The sequence below is a fragment of the Nocardioides sp. R-C-SC26 genome, assembly GCF_021246465.1.
Taxonomy (GTDB): domain Bacteria; phylum Actinomycetota; class Actinomycetes; order Propionibacteriales; family Nocardioidaceae; genus Nocardioides.
Genome location: NZ_JAHRHK010000001.1, coordinates 38,114 through 54,276, shown reverse-complemented (window position 1 = coordinate 54,276; position 16,163 = coordinate 38,114). Strand labels below are relative to the sequence as shown.

The window sequence follows — 16,163 nt, the reverse complement described above, 5'->3', positions numbered from 1 at the left end:
CCACGCCGGTGCGACCGGGCGATCGCACCGGCGGCCTCCACCCGAGGACGACCCGGCCGGCATCGGGGAGCGACCCGGTGGCGAGTCCGACCTGGACCCAGTGCGCGGGGTGGCGCGCACGGCTGATGAGTGAGGAGAACGCGGTGCGCGAGTACTCCACCCCGTTGACGACGTCGATCAGCTCGATCACCGGGAGCGGCAACCTCACCGACGACGTCGTCCGCAACGCCCGGCAGGCGCCGGACGCGGTCGTGCTCGCGCGACGCGAGGACGGGGCGTGGCTCGACGTCACCGCAGCGCAGTTCCACGAGCAGGTCGTCGCGGTCGCCGGCGGACTGATGGCGGCCGGCATCGAGCCCGGCGACCGCGTCGGGCTCATCTCGAGCACCCGGTACGAGTGGACGCTCCTGGACTACGCCATCTGGTTCGCCGGCGCGGTCACCGTGCCGGTCTACGAGACCTCCTCCGCCGACCAGATCGCGTGGATCCTGCGTGACTCCGGCGCCAAGGCGGCCGTGGTCGAGCACGACCTGCACCGCTCGCGGATCGAGGAGCACCGCGACGACCAGCCCGCCTTGGAGCATCTGTGGTGCATCGACGACGGCGCCGTCGACGACCTCGTCGCACTCGGTTCGAGAGGCGGCAGCGAGAGCGCCGGGCACCCGGTGACGGCGGACCAGGTCGAGGAGCGACGTCGTCGGGCCACGCCGGAGTCGCCGGCCACGATCATCTACACCTCAGGCACCACCGGACGCCCGAAGGGCTGTGTGCTGACGCACGGCAACTTCATGGTCGAGCTCGGCGTCGCGGTCCCCGAGCTCGCCGCGCTCTTCGGCACTCCGCCCGACGGCGTCGGGCGCGTGGCCGGATCGGCCGACGGCGGGGAGGAGCCCGCGACCCTGCTGTTCCTGCCGCTCGCCCACGTGTTCGCCCGGATCATCCAGATCGGGAGCATCAAGGCGCGGGTCCGGCTGGGGCACAGTTCCGACATCCGGACGCTGACCACGACCCTGGAGTCCTTCCAGCCCACCTTCGTGCTGGCGGTCCCCCGCGTGTTCGAGAAGCTCTTCAACACCGCCTCGCAGCGGGCCACGGCCGACGGCCGTGGCCGCCTCTTCGAGCGGGCCGCCGAGACCGCGATCTCCTACTCGAGAGCCAGCGAGCCCGGATCCAAGCGCGGTCGCCCCGGGGTGGCGTTGCGCGCCCAGCACGCGGTGTTCGACCGACTCGTCTACACGCGCCTGCGCGAGGTGCTCGGCGGCCGCTGCACCTACGCCATCTCCGGTGGTGCACCGCTCGGTGAACGACTCGGTCACTTCTATCGCGGCATCGGTGTCACCGTGCTGGAGGGCTACGGGCTGACCGAGACCACCGGGGCCCTCACGGTGAACCTGCCCGAGGCCCAGAAGGTCGGCACCGTCGGGCGCCCCCTCCCCGGCACCGCCGTGCGCATCGCCGACGACGGCGAGCTGCTCGTGCGCGGCGGTCAGGTGTTCAGCAGCTACTGGAACGACCCGGAGGCCACGGCCGAGGCGCTGACCGCCGGGTGGCTGCACACCGGGGACGTCGGCGAGATCGACGACGAGGGCTTCGTGCGCATCACCGGTCGCAAGAAGGAGATCCTGGTGACGGCGGGGGGCAAGAACGTGGCGCCGGCGGCGCTCGAGGATCGCCTGCGTGCGCACCCGCTCGTCAGCCAGGCACTCGTCGTGGGCGACCGCCGACCGTTCATCGCCGCTCTGCTGACCCTCGACGAGGACGCCTTCGACGCGTGGCGCGAGGGCCGCGGGAAGAAGGGCGGCATCGCCGACCTCGTGCGCGACCCCGACCTGCTCGCCGTCCTGCAGGAGGCCGTCGACGAGGCGAACTCGGCGGTCTCACGCGCCGAGGCGATCCGTCGGTTCGAGGTACTCCCCCGGGACTGGACCGAAGAGGACGGCCACCTCACGCCGAGCCTGAAGTTGAAGCGCAACGTGGTGCTGCGCGACTTCCGCGACGAGATCACCGCGCTCTACCTCTGAACCCGCGTCTGCGGTGCGATGCCGCAGAACTCTCCAGTAGGACGCATTTCTACCGATAGCCTCACTGCGCTCGCGTGGGCCCCTAGAGTTGGCCCGGGAGGGCGTAGTGCTCGCGCGTCGCGTGGGCTCGAACGGGAGGATGACAGTGGATCGTCGCAGGATTCTGTTGGTCGTGGCAGTGGTCGTCGCAGCGCTCGGGGCGACTCTGGTGTTCCTCTACGCGCAAGATGCGGAGGACCGCGCCGCCGAGAAGTACCAGTCCGTCAAGGTGCTCGTCGCCACCCAGCAGATCAATCCGGGCGAGTCGGCCTCCGACGCCTTCAACAGCGGCAAGATCCTCTCCCGCGACGTGCCTCAGAACGAGCTCCTCGAGGGATCGACCAACGACGGCGCGGTCTTCGTCGACCAGGTCGCGCTGACCACGCTCTACCCCGGCGAGCAGTTGGTCACCCAGAAGTTCGGCGGCGTGGGCGACATCGAGGCCGCCGCGACGCTGCCGCTTCCGGACGGCATGGTCGGCAAGGCCATCGTGCTGGACGACTCCTCGCGCATCAGCGGGTTCACCCGCCCCGGCACCAGGGTCGGGATGCTCATCACCGGCACCTTCCCGCCGGCTGCGCAGGCCGAGACCCGTCTCCTGCTGGGCAACGTCAGCATCCTCGCGACCGGTACGGTGACGCTCGGCCAGGTGACCAACCCCGACGGCACCACCACCACCGGCACGACCACCGACGGCGCCCCGCTGAGCCAGTACGTCCTCGCCCTGAAGCCGAAGGACGCCGCGCGCATCGACCTGGCGCAGACCCTCGGCAAGATCAGCCTGGTCCTGCTTCCGGCCGACAGCGACCTGAGGATCGGCGACCCCATCACCGCCGAGAACCTGTTCTCCGGCAACTGAACCGAGACTGTTGCTCCGCGCTACCGACATGAGTCAGCGAGTACCTGATGCCCGTCGTCGTTGAACCCGATGCCACCGCGGTGGAGTCGCTGCTGAAGGCGATGCCACCGGGTGCCCACGGGGTGCCCGACACCGGGCGCATGCTCGCGTGGCTCGACCAGCACCACGACGAGTACGTCGTGGTCTTCGGCCCCACCGTGCCGCTCGACGTCGCGGTGGAGGCGTGCGAGGCCCTGCGCACCACCCGCCCCACGGTGAGCGCCGTTCTCGCGGTCGAGTCGGTCGACACCGGTCTCCTCACCCGCGCCATCAAGGCGGGTGCACGCGACGTCGTCCCCGCCGACGACCCCGCGGCGCTGGCGGACGCCGTCCGGCAGGCACACCAGCTCTTCACGGCGTTGCGCGGCCCCAGCGGAGCTCGACACCTGGGGCGCGTGGTGACGGTCTTCTCCCCCAAGGGTGGGGTCGGCAAGACGACCGTGGCGGTCAATCTCGCGTTGGCACTCGCCGAACGTGGAGCGCGCAAGGTGTGCGTCGTCGACCTCGACCTCTCCTTCGGCGACGTCGCCATCACGATGCAGTTGTTCCCGACGCACTCCATCGAGCAGGCGGTGGGGTCCGAGGACACCCTCGACCTGACCCAGCTCGAGGGTTTGCTGACCCGACACCAGGACTCGCTGATGGTGCTCGCGGCGCCGTCACATCCCGACGTGCGCGACCGCATCTCGCCGGCCCTGGTGCAGCGGGTCCTGCGCACGCTGCGCGAGGGCTTCGACTATGTCGTGGTGGACACCGCTCCATCGTTCGAGGACCAGGTGCTCACCTCCCTCGACGAGACCGACGAGTGCGTCCTGGTGGCCACCCTCGACGTCCCGACCCTGAAGAACGTGAAGGTCGCGTTGGAGACCCTCGACATGCTCGACATCGCTCCCGGGCGCCGTCACCTGGTGCTCAATCGCGCCGACGACGCGGTCGGTCTCGGCAGTGACAAGGTCGAGGCGATCCTGGGCATGCCGGTCGCCGTCGAGATCTCGACCTCGATCGACATCGCGGCGTCCACGAATGCCGGTACACCGATCGTCGTCGCCCAGTCCCAGCATCCGTCCAGCCAGGCCATGATGGCGCTGGCATCGCGGATCGCCGGTGAGCCGGTTGCTCCCCCGGTCTCACTCACCCCGCGCGAGCAGTCCGTCGCTCCCGCGGTCGACGACAAGCGCCGCCTGTTCGGACGCAAGAAGGGAGCCTGAGGATGAGCAGTCTGTCCGATCGACTCGAGGCAGCGCGTCGCGCGGAAGCCGCACGGTCCGCAGGTGACGCACCGACGTCCGACGTGCCCGATATCGACAGCACCCGCGACCAGGACGCCGTCCCGCCGGGCCCGGGCAGCGATATCGCCGTGCCCCGCCATGCCGGTGAGGCTCGCACCGAGGGCAGCTCCCCGACCGGCTCGAGCACCGGCGCGACCGCCTCCGGAACCAGCGCGAACACCGCCTCCAGCACGCCCCCTCGCAGCGCCAAGCACGAGCCACGCAGCCGGCTCGGAGCTCAGCAGGACCGCATCGAGGAGCTCAAGAGCAGCGTGCACGTCGAGCTGCTCAAGCAGCTCGGGCCGCACCTCTACGACGTCGAGATGGACCAGAACGAGCTGGACCAGCGGGTCCGCGGCGTCCTGGCCGACGTGCTGAGCGCACAGGACCGTCCGCTGAGCACCAGCGACCGTGCGCGGGTCACCCAGGAGATCAGCGACGACATCCTGGGCTACGGCCCGATCGAGCCGTACCTGCGCGACCCCGACGTCTCCGAGGTCATGGTCAACGGCCACGACTCGATCTGGCTGGAGAAGTCCGGACGCCTGGTGGCTGCCGACGCCGTCTTCAGCGACGAGGCGCACCTCCGCCGCATCATCGACAAGATCGTCTCCCGTCTGGGACGCCGCGTCGACGAGTCGAGCCCGATGGTGGACGCCCGTCTCCCTGATGGCAGCCGTGTCAACGCGGTCATCCCGCCGTTGTCGATCGACGGTTCGGCCCTGACCATCCGCAAGTTCGCCGCCGACCCCCTGACGGTCGCCGACCTGGTTCGCTTCGGCTCCCTGAGCGAGCAGACCGCGGACTTCCTCGAGGCGTGCGTGCGCGGACGCCTGAACGTGATCGTCTCGGGCGGTACCGGCGCCGGGAAGACCACGACGTTGAACGTGCTCTCCTCCTTCATCCCCGACGACGAGCGCATCGTCACGATCGAGGACGCCGCCGAGCTGCAGCTCAAGCAGGACCACGTGGTGCGGTTGGAGTCGCGGCCGGCGAACATCGAGGGCAAGGGCGCGGTCACCATCCGCGACCTGGTGAAGAACAGCCTGCGTATGCGCCCCGACCGGATCGTCGTCGGCGAGGTCCGCGACGCCTCGGCGCTCGACATGCTCCAGGCGATGAACACCGGTCACGACGGCTCCATCTGCACGCTGCACTCCAACGGCCCCCGCGACACTCTCTCCCGGATGGAGACGATGGTGCTGATGGCGGGCATGGATCTGCCGATCCGCGCGATCCGCGAGCAGGTGGCCTCCGCGGTCGACCTGATCGTGCACCAGTCGCGCTTCAAGGACGGCTCGCGCCGGATCACCCACATCACCGAGGTCGAGCGCATGGAGGGCGACGTGATCACCCTCCAGGACGTCTTCGTCTGGGACGGATCCGCCGGGTTCGACGCCGAGGGCCGCTCGCTGGGCCGTCTGAGCCCGACCGGACTCCGGCCGAAGTTCCTGGAGAAGATGGCCGACGCCAACGTCAAGGTCGATCCCCTCATCTTCCACGCCGGGCGGTGACCATGTTCCGCAGAATCCTTGCCACGTGCGGTGTCGCCGCGGCACTCGTCGCGGCGACGACGACCGGCGCGGCGGCCCTCGACGGCCGTATCTCCCACGTCGAGCGTGCCGAGAACGGGGTGATCGTCGCGGTCGACGTACCGACGACGGTGGGTCCCGATCTCGAGAACATCACGGCCACCATCAACGGCGAGTCCTACCCAGCGACGGGGGCCCGTGCCGCAGACGGGGACGCCGTCCTGGAGCGCACCACGGTGATCGCCATCGACACGAGCCAGTCGATGGCCGGCACGCGCTTCCAAGCCGCCAAGGCCGCCGCGACCGAGTTCATCGACGCTGTGCCCGCTGACGTGGCGATCGGCATCGTCGGCTTCGACTCCACGGTGCAGACCCTCCTCGAGCCCACCACCGACCGTGCCGCTGCGAGCGCAGTCGTCGAGGGGCTGAGCCTGAGCCGGCAGACCTTGCTCTACGACGGTGTGATCGCCGCCGTCGACCTGGCCTCGCAGCAGGGTGGCCAGGGTCTCGTACTCGTGCTCTCCGACGGCGCCGACACCAGCAGCACGCCGCTGACCGACGTGACCGACATCGTCGAGAGCACCGGCATCCTGGTCGACGTCGTCGCACTCGAGCAGAACGCCCAGGCGCGCGCGGTGCTCAAGCAGATCGCCGGACCCAACGGAGCGGTGATCAGCGCCGACAGTGGCGATCTCGCCGCCATCTTCGAGGCGGAGGCCGCCCTCCTGGCCCGTCAGATCTCGGTGACCATCGACGCGCCGAGCGACGTCGTGGCCGGGCAGGTGTCGATCGAGGTGACCGTCCCGACCAGCGGCGGAGACGTCTCCGCCGCCACCACGGTCAACAGCGTCCCCGGCACCCGGGGGGCGGGGGGCGGCGGCCCCCTCCCCCCGGGCCCCCCCCCCCCCCCCCCCCCCGGCCCCGCCTCCCGCCGGTTCCACCTCCCCCGGGTGGGCGTCTTCGCGTTGGGTCTGCTGGCGGCCTTCGCGATGCTGCTACCCGGGAAGCCGATGCCGATGTCGGCGGCTGACCGCGTGTCGGTCTACACCCGTCGAACGAGCGGCGAGCCCGTGGAGGAGTCGCGACTCGACGCGCAGGCCACCCTGACCCAGGCCTCCGACGCCGTCCAGCAGATGCTGCAGCGCAACCAGTCGCTCGACCAGCGGATAGCCCGTCGCCTGGAGGCGGCCGGGAGCGACCTGAAGTCGTCGGAGTGGCTGCTGCTCCACGGCGCGATCTTCGTGCTCGCGACGCTGATCGGCCTGCTGCTCGGCGGGGGCAACATCGCCATCGGTCTGGTCTTCATGGTGATCGGCGCGGTCGCACCCTGGGTGTACCTCGGCATGCGCGCCTCGCGGCGGCGCAAGAAGTTCGACTCTCTGCTACCCGAAACCCTGCAGCTGATGTCGGGCTCGCTCTCCGCCGGCCTCTCCCTGATGCAGTCGGTCGACACCATCGTGCGCGAGGGCGCGGACCCGGTGAAGTCGGAGTTCAAGCGCGTGCTGGTCGAGACCCGCCTCGGCGTCTCGCTCGAGGACGCGCTCGAAGGCGTCGCCGAGCGCTTCGATAGCCGCGACTTCCGCTGGGTGGTCATGGCGATCAAGATCCAGCGCCAGGTCGGCGGCAACCTGGCCGAGCTCCTCAACACCGTCGCCGGAACGATGCGGGAGCGGGAGTACATCCGCCGCCAGGTCGGTGCGCTCGCTGCTGAGGGGAAGCTCTCGGCGGTCGTGCTCGGCGGGCTCCCCCCTGTGTTCCTGCTCTATCTGACGTTGGCTCAGCGCGACTACGTCGCTCCTCTCTTCAACGACGTCCGCGGCATCATCATGCTGGGCGGTGCAGCCCTGTGGCTCGGCGTCGGCATCTTCTGGATGAGCAAGCTCGTGAAGGTGGAGGTCTGACATGGTGCTGATGTTCGCGCTCGGCGCGATCCTGCTGGTCTTCGCCGTCGTGATCGTCGCTCAGGCCCTGCGCCCCGACGGCGACCGCGGCGTCGACCGCTCCCTCGCGGTGCTCGAGGCGATGACGTCGGCACCCGAGGAGCTCACCAAGGAGCTCGACCGACCGTTCGGCGAGCGGGTGATGGAGCCTCTCCAGGCCCGCGCACTCGCCATCGGACGTCGGCTGAGCGGCGCCGACTCCGCCGACCGCATCCGCCAGAAGCTCGACTACGCCGGCAATCCCCGCGACTGGTCGGCCGACCGCGTGGTCTCGGTCAAGGTGATCGGCGCCTTCGCGATGTTGGTCATCGGGCTCGCCCTGAGCCTGACGCTCGGGCTGAGCGCAGGCGTGGTGGTGCTCGGCGCCGTCGGCGGTCTCGTGCTGGGCTTCTTCCTGCCCGACCTCTACCTGTACCAGGCCGCCTACAACCGCTCCGAGCGCCTTCAGCGCGAGCTGCCCGACGCCATCGACCTGCTGACGATCAGCGTCGAGAGCGGGCTCGGCTTCGATGCCGCCTGCCAGCAGGTCTCGCGCAACACCGAAGGGCCGCTCGCCGAGGAGTTCTCCCGCATGCTGCGCGAGATGCAGATTGGCTCCAGCCGGTCCGAGGCACTGCGCGGGATGGCCGAGCGCACCACGGTCGAGGACGTGCGCGGCTTCGTCAGCGCCATGGTGCAGGCCGACTCCTTCGGCATCCCCGTCGGTCAGGTATTGCGCGTGCAGTCCAGCGAGATGCGGGTCAAGCGCCGGCAGCGCGCCGAGACCAAGGCCCAGCAGGTGCCCGTGAAGATCACCGTGCCCCTGATCTTCTGCATCCTGCCGTGCCTGTTCATCGCCGTGATGGGGCCGGCCGCCCTCTCGATCATGGACAACATGGGCTGAGACAGCCCGCCACTCCATGCCCACCGATCAGCTCCACCGGATCACCCTCGGGGCGCGGTTCTTCGCCCTCGTCGCACTCGTCGTCCCGGCGGTGATCTACCACCAACAGGTCGCCCTGCTCGGAGTGATCGCGGTCGGCGGACTGTGGGGTACGGCAGCGCTGGCCGAGCAGCGACGCGAACTCGCCACCGCGGTGCCGCTCCTCGAGGCGGGATTGATCGGGATCCTGGCCGGGGTGACGCTGGGCGCGGCACCGATCGTCAGCGCATCCCTCGCTGTCGCTCCGTTCTGCGCCGCCGTACTCCACGGTCTGCGACTCGCCGTCGTCGCCCTCAGCACCCAGTTGGCGCTGGCCGTGCCGACGGTGCTGATCTGGCGCGAGGGCGACATCACCGCCGACGCGACGGTCACGCTCTTCACTTGGAGCACCGTCGGCCTCGGACTCGCCTTCATCGGCAATTTCCTGCACGTGACCCTTCCTGCCCAGGCCGACGAGCTCACGCCGTACCGGCACGCGCAGGACCTGCTCCGCCAGCTCCTCACCATCTCCGACGACCTGCACACCGGTCTCGACGTCACCGTCACCGCGGGCGAGCTGCTGGACAGCGTCACCGACTCGCTCCCGAACCTCGCCGTCGGCGCCTACACGGTGCAGGGCGAGACTCTGCTCCCCCTCGCCACCCGAGCCACACACGTCGACGCGGCGTTCACCACGGTCGAGGACGTCGCGCTGGACGCGTGGCACCATCGCGCCCCCTTGGTCTACGAACGCACCTTCGGCTTCCCCGTCGGCCGTTCCGTCGTCGTCGCAGGGCGCTACTCCACCGAGATCCACTTCACCCAGCCCGAGGTGGAGCGGGTCATCCTGCGCCTGATCACCGATCTCGCCGGCCTCGGCGTGAAGCTCGAGACGGCCCTGCTGTTCGCCGACTTCCGTGCCTCCGCCTCCAGCGACGTGCGCACCCGGCTCGCGCGGGAGATGCACGACGGCATCGCTCAGGACATCGCCTCGCTGGGCTACCTCGTCGACGCGCTCGCGGCCCGACCGGCGGACGAGAAACAGGCCAAGCAGCTGGCGATGGTGCGTCAGCGGATCACCAAGATCGTGGCGGAGGTCCGCCAGTCGGTGCTGACCCTGCGCACGAGCATCGGCGAGTCGCAGAGCCTGGGCGAGGCGATCAGCAATGTGGCCAGACACCTGAGCGAGTCCTCCCAGATCCCGATCCAGGTGACGCTGGACGAGCACTCGTCGCGGCTGCGTCCCGAGGTGGAGTCCGAACTGTTCCGGATCGCCCAGGAGGCGATGAACAACGCGATCAAGCACGCCCAATGCACCACCATCGAGGTGACCTGCCAGGTACACGCCCCGCGCGCGAGGATCGTGGTGACCGACGACGGCCGTGGCATGCAACAGGCCCGGAGCGACTCCCACGGCATGAACATCATGCGCGAGCGAGCCAGGCTCGCCGGCGCCGACCTCACGATCGGTGCCAGCGCGAGCGGTGGACTCCGCGTCGAGGTGCTGGTCCACCCCGATGCCTCCTTCTCCCCCACCCCCGCACCTGCGAGAGTGGCCCCATGACCGACGCGACGGCTGCTCCCAGCGAACGCCAGCTCTCCATCCTGCTCATCGACGACCATGAGTTGATCCGTGAGGGGCTCGGCAGCGTCATCGACCTCGAGGACGACATGACGGTCGTCGGCACCGCCGGTTCGGTTCGCGACGGGTTGGACCGGTTCGGAGCCCTCGCGCCCGACGTCGTCATCACCGACCTGCAGTTGCCCGACGGCACCGGGCTCGACGTCGTGCGCACCATCCGCAAGACGTCGAACACCACCGGCGTCATCGTGCTGACCATGCACAGCGGCGACGACCAGATCTTCGCCGCGATGGAGGCCGGCGCCTCGGGCTTCGTCGGCAAGGACGCTCCGTCCACCGACGTCGTGCGCGCGGCGCGCCACGCCGCCGTCTCGCCGCGGGCGTTCGTGTGCGCCGGACTGGCGCAGGCGATGATGCGTCGCACCTCCGGGGAGTCCACGGCTCTGACGGAGCGGGAGCACGACGTCCTCCTGCTGCTCGCCGACGGACTCGGCGCCCAGCAGATCGGTGCGCAGCTGTACCTGAGCGAGTCGACCGCCAAGTCGCACATCGCCAAGATCTACCAGAAGCTCGGCGCCCAGAACCGCGCCCAGGCGCTGGTCACGGCGATGCGCATCGGGCTGCTCTCCAGCATCCAGCCGAACGAGCGCTGACGCGCACCCAAGCGGCGCCCCGCTGAGGTGCTCGGGTGCCTCACGGTGGTCGAGGAGCCCGCGAGGAACGAGCGGGGGTCACGCGCCCGCCCGCCGCCCACTCCCGACGAATAGTCACAAATGACTACCCGACACCGCACTCCTTCCCGATCCACGACGCCCTCGCCGCTGGCAGAGTTCTGGTCGTGAGGTTCTTCGCCTCACACCAAGGTGAAGAACTCCAGGCCCCCAACCTCTGAACTGTCAGGAGACAGAAATGATCGACTACCTGCGCATCCAGCTCAACGCCCGCTTCGCCAAGATGGAGGAGCGCGGAGCGTCCGCCGTCGAGTACGGCCTGCTCGTCGCCGGCATCGCCGCCGTCATCGTGCTCATCGTCGTTGCCCTCGGCGGCACCATCAAGGACGCGTTCTCCGACACCTGCAACGCGATCGACGGTTCTGCCGGTACCGCCAGCTGCGACTGATCCGCACTCTCCATCTCGGGTGGATAATGCCGTGATGCAGTTTGATGCACACCTTCCGAAGCCCCACGCTCGGATCGAGCGTGGGGCTTCGGCCGTCGAGTACGCACTTCTCGCTGCCGGGATCGCCGCCGTCATCGTCGTGATCCTCGTGGTCCTGGGTGGCGAGGTGTTCGGGTTGTTCGATGAGACCTGCGACGAACTCAGCAAGACCAGGCCCGGCTCCGCTGACTGCACGCCGTGAGCACGCCGGCCAGATCGGGACGATTTCGGCATCACGGCGCAAGCGCGACGAGCGCACCTCGCCACCGGCGGGTGAGTTCCGATTCCGTCGCTCCGATGCGAGCGAGCGCGGGCCCCAGACCGACGCCACGGCTGGCCCGACGGTAGAGCTGGACCAAGGCGACCTCCGAGCGCCATTCAGCGATCACCCGGCACGCCAGCCACGCGGACTCGTAGACCGCCCCGAGGTGCGCGGCGGTGGAGTCGAACTCAGCGGCACTCGGCAGACCTCGCGGCGCTCCGCTCTCACGGACCTGAGCGGCGATCTGCGCGGCCGTCGTCGCGAGCGGCGCACGCTCATCGCGCAGCGCCACGTAGTCGGCGAAGCCCTCGACCAACCACAGGGGGGCGCGACTGGCCGGCGCCCCGGTCGCGACATGTGCCGCCTCGTGCGCCAGGACGACCCGTCGTCCGAGCGCGTCCAGCGAGTCGAACTGCTCGGGATTGACGAAGACATGGAACGGCGCTGAGCGATCGACGGTTCCGTCCGGAGATCCCGTCACCGCCGCGATCTGCTGGTAGTCCCCCAGGGCCGCACCGACCGCGCGCTCCAGGTGGGCTGCTGAGGCCGGAGCCTCCACCACCAGGCCCCCGCGCCACGCCGGCAGCACACGACGGACAGTGCGCAGCGACCGCCCCGCCAACGCCGTGAGTCGATCGGCCGCGTCCTGGGTAGCGGCGAGCACCAGCACGCCGTCAGCGCGCCGGACGTGCATCGCGCCGGAGAGCCACACCGGGACACGTCCCTGCGACCCACCGATGCCGACGATCTGCGCGCGTCCCTCCACGGCACGGAGCCGGAAAGGCACCTCAGCACGCGAGGCTCGACGGTCGACGCCGTCGAAGCGCCAGGTCACGCTCGCGAGGGCCCCCCAGGCGCCGTCACTCTGCACGCCGGTGTCGCCCACGTAGCGGAAGTCGATCTCTCCGATGTCAGCAGCCCGCGCCGTCTCGACGACGCTCCGCAGCAGTGCGGCTGCCTCGGGCGTCGCGAGAGCCGTCGCGGCGGCTTCGTCGCGATCGCGGATGGCCGTCGTGAGATCGGCGAAGAGAGCGGAGGCCGCCCCTGCGTCGACGACGCCGACGACCTGGCCACCGGGAGCGGCTCGATAGGCGTCGTCCCGCTCGACCCACCACAGCGCCAGACCGCCGACGAGCAGAGCCGCGACGAGAACGGCGACCCAACCGCGGGGACGCCGGGACGGTGACTCGATCGGCCCGCTCAGGGTCAGCCCGGGCGCACCGCGCCGACGTACGGCATCGAGTAGAGGTCGGAGACACGGACGCCGGCGCTCGGGTTGGCCGCGTGCGCGATGAGGCCGTTGCCGATGTACATGCCGACGTGACTGATCGGGCTGTAGTAGAACACCAGGTCGCCCGGCTGAAGGTCGCTCGCAGCCACGTGGGTGCCGGTGCCGTACTGCGCGCTCGACGAGTGCGGCAGGCTCACGCCGGCCTGGGCCCAGGCCACCATCGTGAGACCCGAGCAGTCCCAGGCGCTGGGGCCGGCCGCGCCGTAGACGTAGGCGTCGCCGACCTGGGACAGCGCGAACTGCACGGCTGCGGCCGCGCGGCCCGAGACGGGCACATCGGACGGCGCCCGCAGTCCACCGCGGGAGAGGATCTGGTCGCGCTCCTCGGCCTCGAGCTTCTCCAACGCCTCTTGGGCGTCGGCGAGCTTGGCGTCGACAGTCGCCTTGTCCTCGGCGAGCTGCTCGCGTGCCTGGCCGAGCTGGTCGAGCCGGGCCTGGGTGGCCTTCTTCCGGAGGTTGAGCGCCTTCAGCGCCGCCTCGTACTCCTCGAAGATGCCGCGCTGGATGCGCTGGTAGTTCGACATGGTCGACATCTGGGAGAGGAACGCGCTCGGACTGCCGGAGTTGATGACCTGACCGACGACGCTCAGCGTGCCACCGGTGTACTGACGCAGCACCGACTCGCGGACCTCGCGCCGCACCCAGCCGAGCTGCCGGTCCTGGAACTCCTGGTCGGCCTTGAGCGAGGCCAGATCCTTCTTGAGGGTCGAAAGCTCGATCTTGGTCTCGTTGTACCGCTCCGAGGCCTGCTCGGCCTCGCGGTAGAGCCGATCGACCCGCGCCTGGACGTCTTCGATGTCGGGCTCGGCGCCAGCAGGCGATACCGGCACGAGGCCGATCGTCGCGGCGAGGGCGAGCCCGGAGATGGCGGTGGCGATGCGCTTCCGGCCAGAGGTCACGTGGTGGAGTCCTTCAAGATGTCGTACGCCTGCCGGGTGAGCTGACGGATTCGGGCACGACTCGCCCTACCGGTGCTCCACGACCCGTGGCTCGAGCCGCCTCGCACCGGATTCACCCCAGATTGTGATGGTTCCCCGGCTCCGATCCCGCCGTGACGGTCTCGGACTCAGCGCGGCACCCGCGTGGACTTCCCCCGTCCACTGCTACGGATGCCAGCTTGCACGGTAGTGCGCGGCGAGGACGCCGGCCAAACTTCCACGACATTGCGTGGGTCGTGTCGCGCACTCCCGCCTCAGGACGTGACAGATGTCACGTCCGTTTCGCGTCGGCCCTCAGGCGGACTCCGCATGAGGGGTGTCGACCGGGGTCACCAGGCGCAGTGGCGGAACCAGACCGCCTTCAGCGAGGGCGTCGAGGGCTCGACGCTCGTCGTCGGCGATCAGCAGCTCCGGTGGCGGGCCCAGCAGCACCGTCACCACGCAGTCGTGGCACGCGAGCCCCCGGACGAGGCAGGAGTCGCAGTCGATCATCGTCGTCATGGTTCGAGGCTGACAGGGACCTCCGACATTCCGGTCAAGACGACGAGCCCGGGCATCCGTCACGCCCAGCGACGGCGCCGCGCGCCGTCGCTGTCGGAGCGCGGAGCTAGCGTCACCCAGCATGACGCCCGACGCCGCGCGAGCCCGCTGGGAGGACCAGCGCGGGTTCCACGAGCTGGGCCGACCTCTGCGCGACGTCACCTTCTGCGTGGTCGATCTCGAGACCACGGGTGGCTCGCCGCTTCAGGGGGCTCGCATCACCGAGATCGGTGCCGTGAAGATCTGCGGCGGAGAGGTCGTCGGCGAGTTCCAGTCCCTGGTCGACCCGCAGACCGAGATCCCTCCGTTCATCGCCGTCCTGACCGGGATCACGCACGCGATGGTCGCCTCGTCTCCGCCGATCGAGGGGGTACTCCCCTCGTTCCTGGAGTTCGCCTCCGGGTCGGTGCTCGTCGCGCACAACGCCGGCTTCGACGTCGGCTTCCTCCGCCACGAGGCTCAGCGTCTCGGGTACCCGTGGCCCAGGTTCGAGGTCGTCGACACCGTGCAGGTCGCCCGCAAGGTCGTCACGAAGCGCGACGCCCCCAACCACAAGCTGGCGACCCTCGCCGGGCTCTTCGGCTCCACCACCACTCCCAACCACCGTGCACTGGCCGACGCCCGTGCGACCGTCGACGTCCTGCACGGTCTGATCGCCCTGGTCGGCAACCAGGGCGTGCACACCCTGGAGGAGTTGCGCGACTTCTCGGCCAAGGTGACCGACACTCAACGACGCAAGCGCCACCTCGCCGAGCACGTGCCGCAGGCACCGGGGGTCTACCTGTTCTGCGACGGCGAGCGGATCCTGTACGTCGGCACCTCGCGCGACCTGCGTCGGCGGGTCCGGTCCTACTTCACCGGCTCGGAGACCAGGTCGCGGATGGGCGAGATGATCGCGGCCGCGAGCCGTGTCGAGACCATCGTCTGCGCGACCCCCCTCGAAGCCCGGGTGCGCGAGCTGCGCCTGATCGCTCGCCACAAGCCGCCCTACAACCGACGTTCACGGCACCCCGAGAAGGCGTGCTTCCTCAAGCTGACCAACGAACCGTGGCCGCGGCTCTCGGTGGTTCGCGAGGTGCGCGACGACGGCGCCGACTATCTCGGGCCGTTCGGCTCACGGCGGGTCGCCGAGGAGGCCCTCCACGCGGTGCACGAGACCTTCCCGATCCGCCAGTGCCGTGACCGACTTCCGGTCACGCCGCAACGGGCGTGCTGCGTGCTCGCCGAGCTCGGGCGCTGTCTCTCGCCCTGCGACGGGTCGGTGGACACGATCACCTACGCCGCGGTCGTCCGACGCGTACGCGAGTCGCTGGCGACGTCGCCCGACGAGGTCGTCGACACGATCACGGCCCGGATGGCGGCGCTCTCCGACGGAGAACGATTCGAGGAGGCCGCCGTCCAGCGTGATCGTCTCGCGACGTTCGTGCGCGCCGCGGCCCGCGGACGCCGCCACTCCACGCTCGGCGCCTGCCCGGAGGTGGTGGCGGTGCGCCGTGAGGACGACGGCCGGTGGTCGGTGCATGTGGTGCGCCACGGGCGGCTCGCCGCAGCGGGCGTCATCCCGCCCGGAACCGACGCCCGTCTCTACGTCGACCACGTCCTGAGCACGGCCGCCACCGTCCTGGCACCACCCCCCGGCGCGACTGCGGCCACCGCCGAGGAGACCGAGGCCGTCTCGTCGTGGCTGGAGTCGAGCGGTGTCCGCCTCGTCGCGATCGACGGTGAGTGGACCTGCCCCATGAGACGAGACCCTCTCGGTGCCCGCACCGGGGCTCTCGCCCGCCTAGAGTGAC

At 70.0% G+C, this 16,163-nt stretch carries 14 protein-coding genes and 1 riboswitch; of the genes, 11 read left to right on the top strand and 3 right to left on the bottom strand.

The annotated features are described in order from the left end of the window. The first annotated feature begins 77 nt into the window (after positions 1–77). From KSO97_RS00260 to KSO97_RS00215, 10 genes are all read left to right on the top strand, one after another. Positions 78–2,021, top strand: coding sequence for an AMP-binding protein (locus KSO97_RS00260; RefSeq protein WP_308188239.1), 1,944 nt, complete (start codon positions 78–80; stop codon positions 2,019–2,021). 172 nt (positions 2,022–2,193) lie between these two features. Further along, on the top strand, positions 2,194–2,919 hold the full coding sequence (gene cpaB / locus KSO97_RS00255) for a Flp pilus assembly protein CpaB (protein ID WP_232675774.1): 726 nt from the start codon (positions 2,194–2,196) through the stop codon (positions 2,917–2,919). Positions 2,920–2,966: 47 nt separating this feature from the next. Next, complete coding sequence (locus tag KSO97_RS00250) at positions 2,967–4,166, top strand: P-loop NTPase (RefSeq protein ID WP_232675773.1); 1,200 nt, start codon at positions 2,967–2,969, stop codon at positions 4,164–4,166. Between the two features lie 2 nt (positions 4,167–4,168). Then, a complete protein-coding gene (locus KSO97_RS00245) occupies positions 4,169–5,740 on the top strand; it encodes a CpaF family protein (RefSeq protein WP_232675772.1) in 1,572 nt (523 codons plus the stop codon). A gap of 2 nt (positions 5,741–5,742) precedes the next feature. Beyond that, entirely contained in the window at positions 5,743–7,659 is a 1,917-nt protein-coding gene (locus KSO97_RS00240) for a type II secretion system F family protein (RefSeq protein ID WP_232675771.1), read from the top strand. Between the two features lies 1 nt (position 7,660). Continuing rightward, positions 7,661–8,581: a type II secretion system F family protein gene (locus KSO97_RS00235; protein ID WP_232675770.1), complete on the top strand. Its 921-nt coding sequence runs from the start codon at positions 7,661–7,663 to the stop codon at positions 8,579–8,581. Between the two features lie 16 nt (positions 8,582–8,597). Beyond that, a complete protein-coding gene (locus tag KSO97_RS00230; protein ID WP_232675769.1) occupies positions 8,598–10,163 on the top strand; it encodes a sensor histidine kinase in 1,566 nt (521 codons plus the stop codon). Continuing rightward, positions 10,160–10,834 carry a response regulator transcription factor gene (locus KSO97_RS00225; protein WP_232675768.1) on the top strand — a complete coding sequence of 225 codons (675 nt, stop codon included), beginning with the start codon at positions 10,160–10,162 and terminating at the stop codon, positions 10,832–10,834. The genes KSO97_RS00230 and KSO97_RS00225 overlap by 4 nt, the downstream gene beginning before the upstream one ends. Positions 10,835–11,090: 256 nt before the next feature. Then, on the top strand, positions 11,091–11,300 hold the full coding sequence (locus KSO97_RS00220) for a Flp family type IVb pilin (protein ID WP_232675767.1): 210 nt from the start codon (positions 11,091–11,093) through the stop codon (positions 11,298–11,300). A gap of 34 nt (positions 11,301–11,334) precedes the next feature. After that, positions 11,335–11,541: a Flp family type IVb pilin gene (locus tag KSO97_RS00215; RefSeq protein WP_232675766.1), complete on the top strand. Its 207-nt coding sequence runs from the start codon at positions 11,335–11,337 to the stop codon at positions 11,539–11,541. A gap of 31 nt (positions 11,542–11,572) precedes the next feature. On the opposite strand, the gene KSO97_RS00210 is transcribed toward KSO97_RS00215, so the two are convergent. The 3 genes from KSO97_RS00210 to KSO97_RS00200 form a co-directional block, all read right to left on the bottom strand. After that, entirely contained in the window at positions 11,573–12,487 is a 915-nt protein-coding gene (locus KSO97_RS00210) for a basic secretory family protein (RefSeq protein ID WP_232675765.1), read from the bottom strand. A 320-nt stretch (positions 12,488–12,807) separates the two neighbouring features. Continuing rightward, a complete protein-coding gene (locus tag KSO97_RS18095; RefSeq protein ID WP_232675764.1) occupies positions 12,808–13,791 on the bottom strand; it encodes a C40 family peptidase in 984 nt (327 codons plus the stop codon). Positions 13,792–13,802: 11 nt separating this feature from the next. Further along, positions 13,803–13,974: riboswitch (cyclic di-AMP (ydaO/yuaA leader) on the bottom strand. 150 nt (positions 13,975–14,124) lie between these two features. Continuing rightward, positions 14,125–14,331 carry a hypothetical protein gene (locus KSO97_RS00200; RefSeq protein ID WP_232675763.1) on the bottom strand — a complete coding sequence of 69 codons (207 nt, stop codon included), beginning with the start codon at positions 14,329–14,331 and terminating at the stop codon, positions 14,125–14,127. Positions 14,332–14,452: 121 nt separating this feature from the next. On the opposite strand from KSO97_RS00200, the gene KSO97_RS00195 reads away from it, so the two are divergent. Further along, entirely contained in the window at positions 14,453–16,162 is a 1,710-nt protein-coding gene (locus KSO97_RS00195; RefSeq protein WP_232675762.1) for a DEDD exonuclease domain-containing protein, read from the top strand. The last annotated feature ends 1 nt before the right edge of the window (position 16,163 follow it).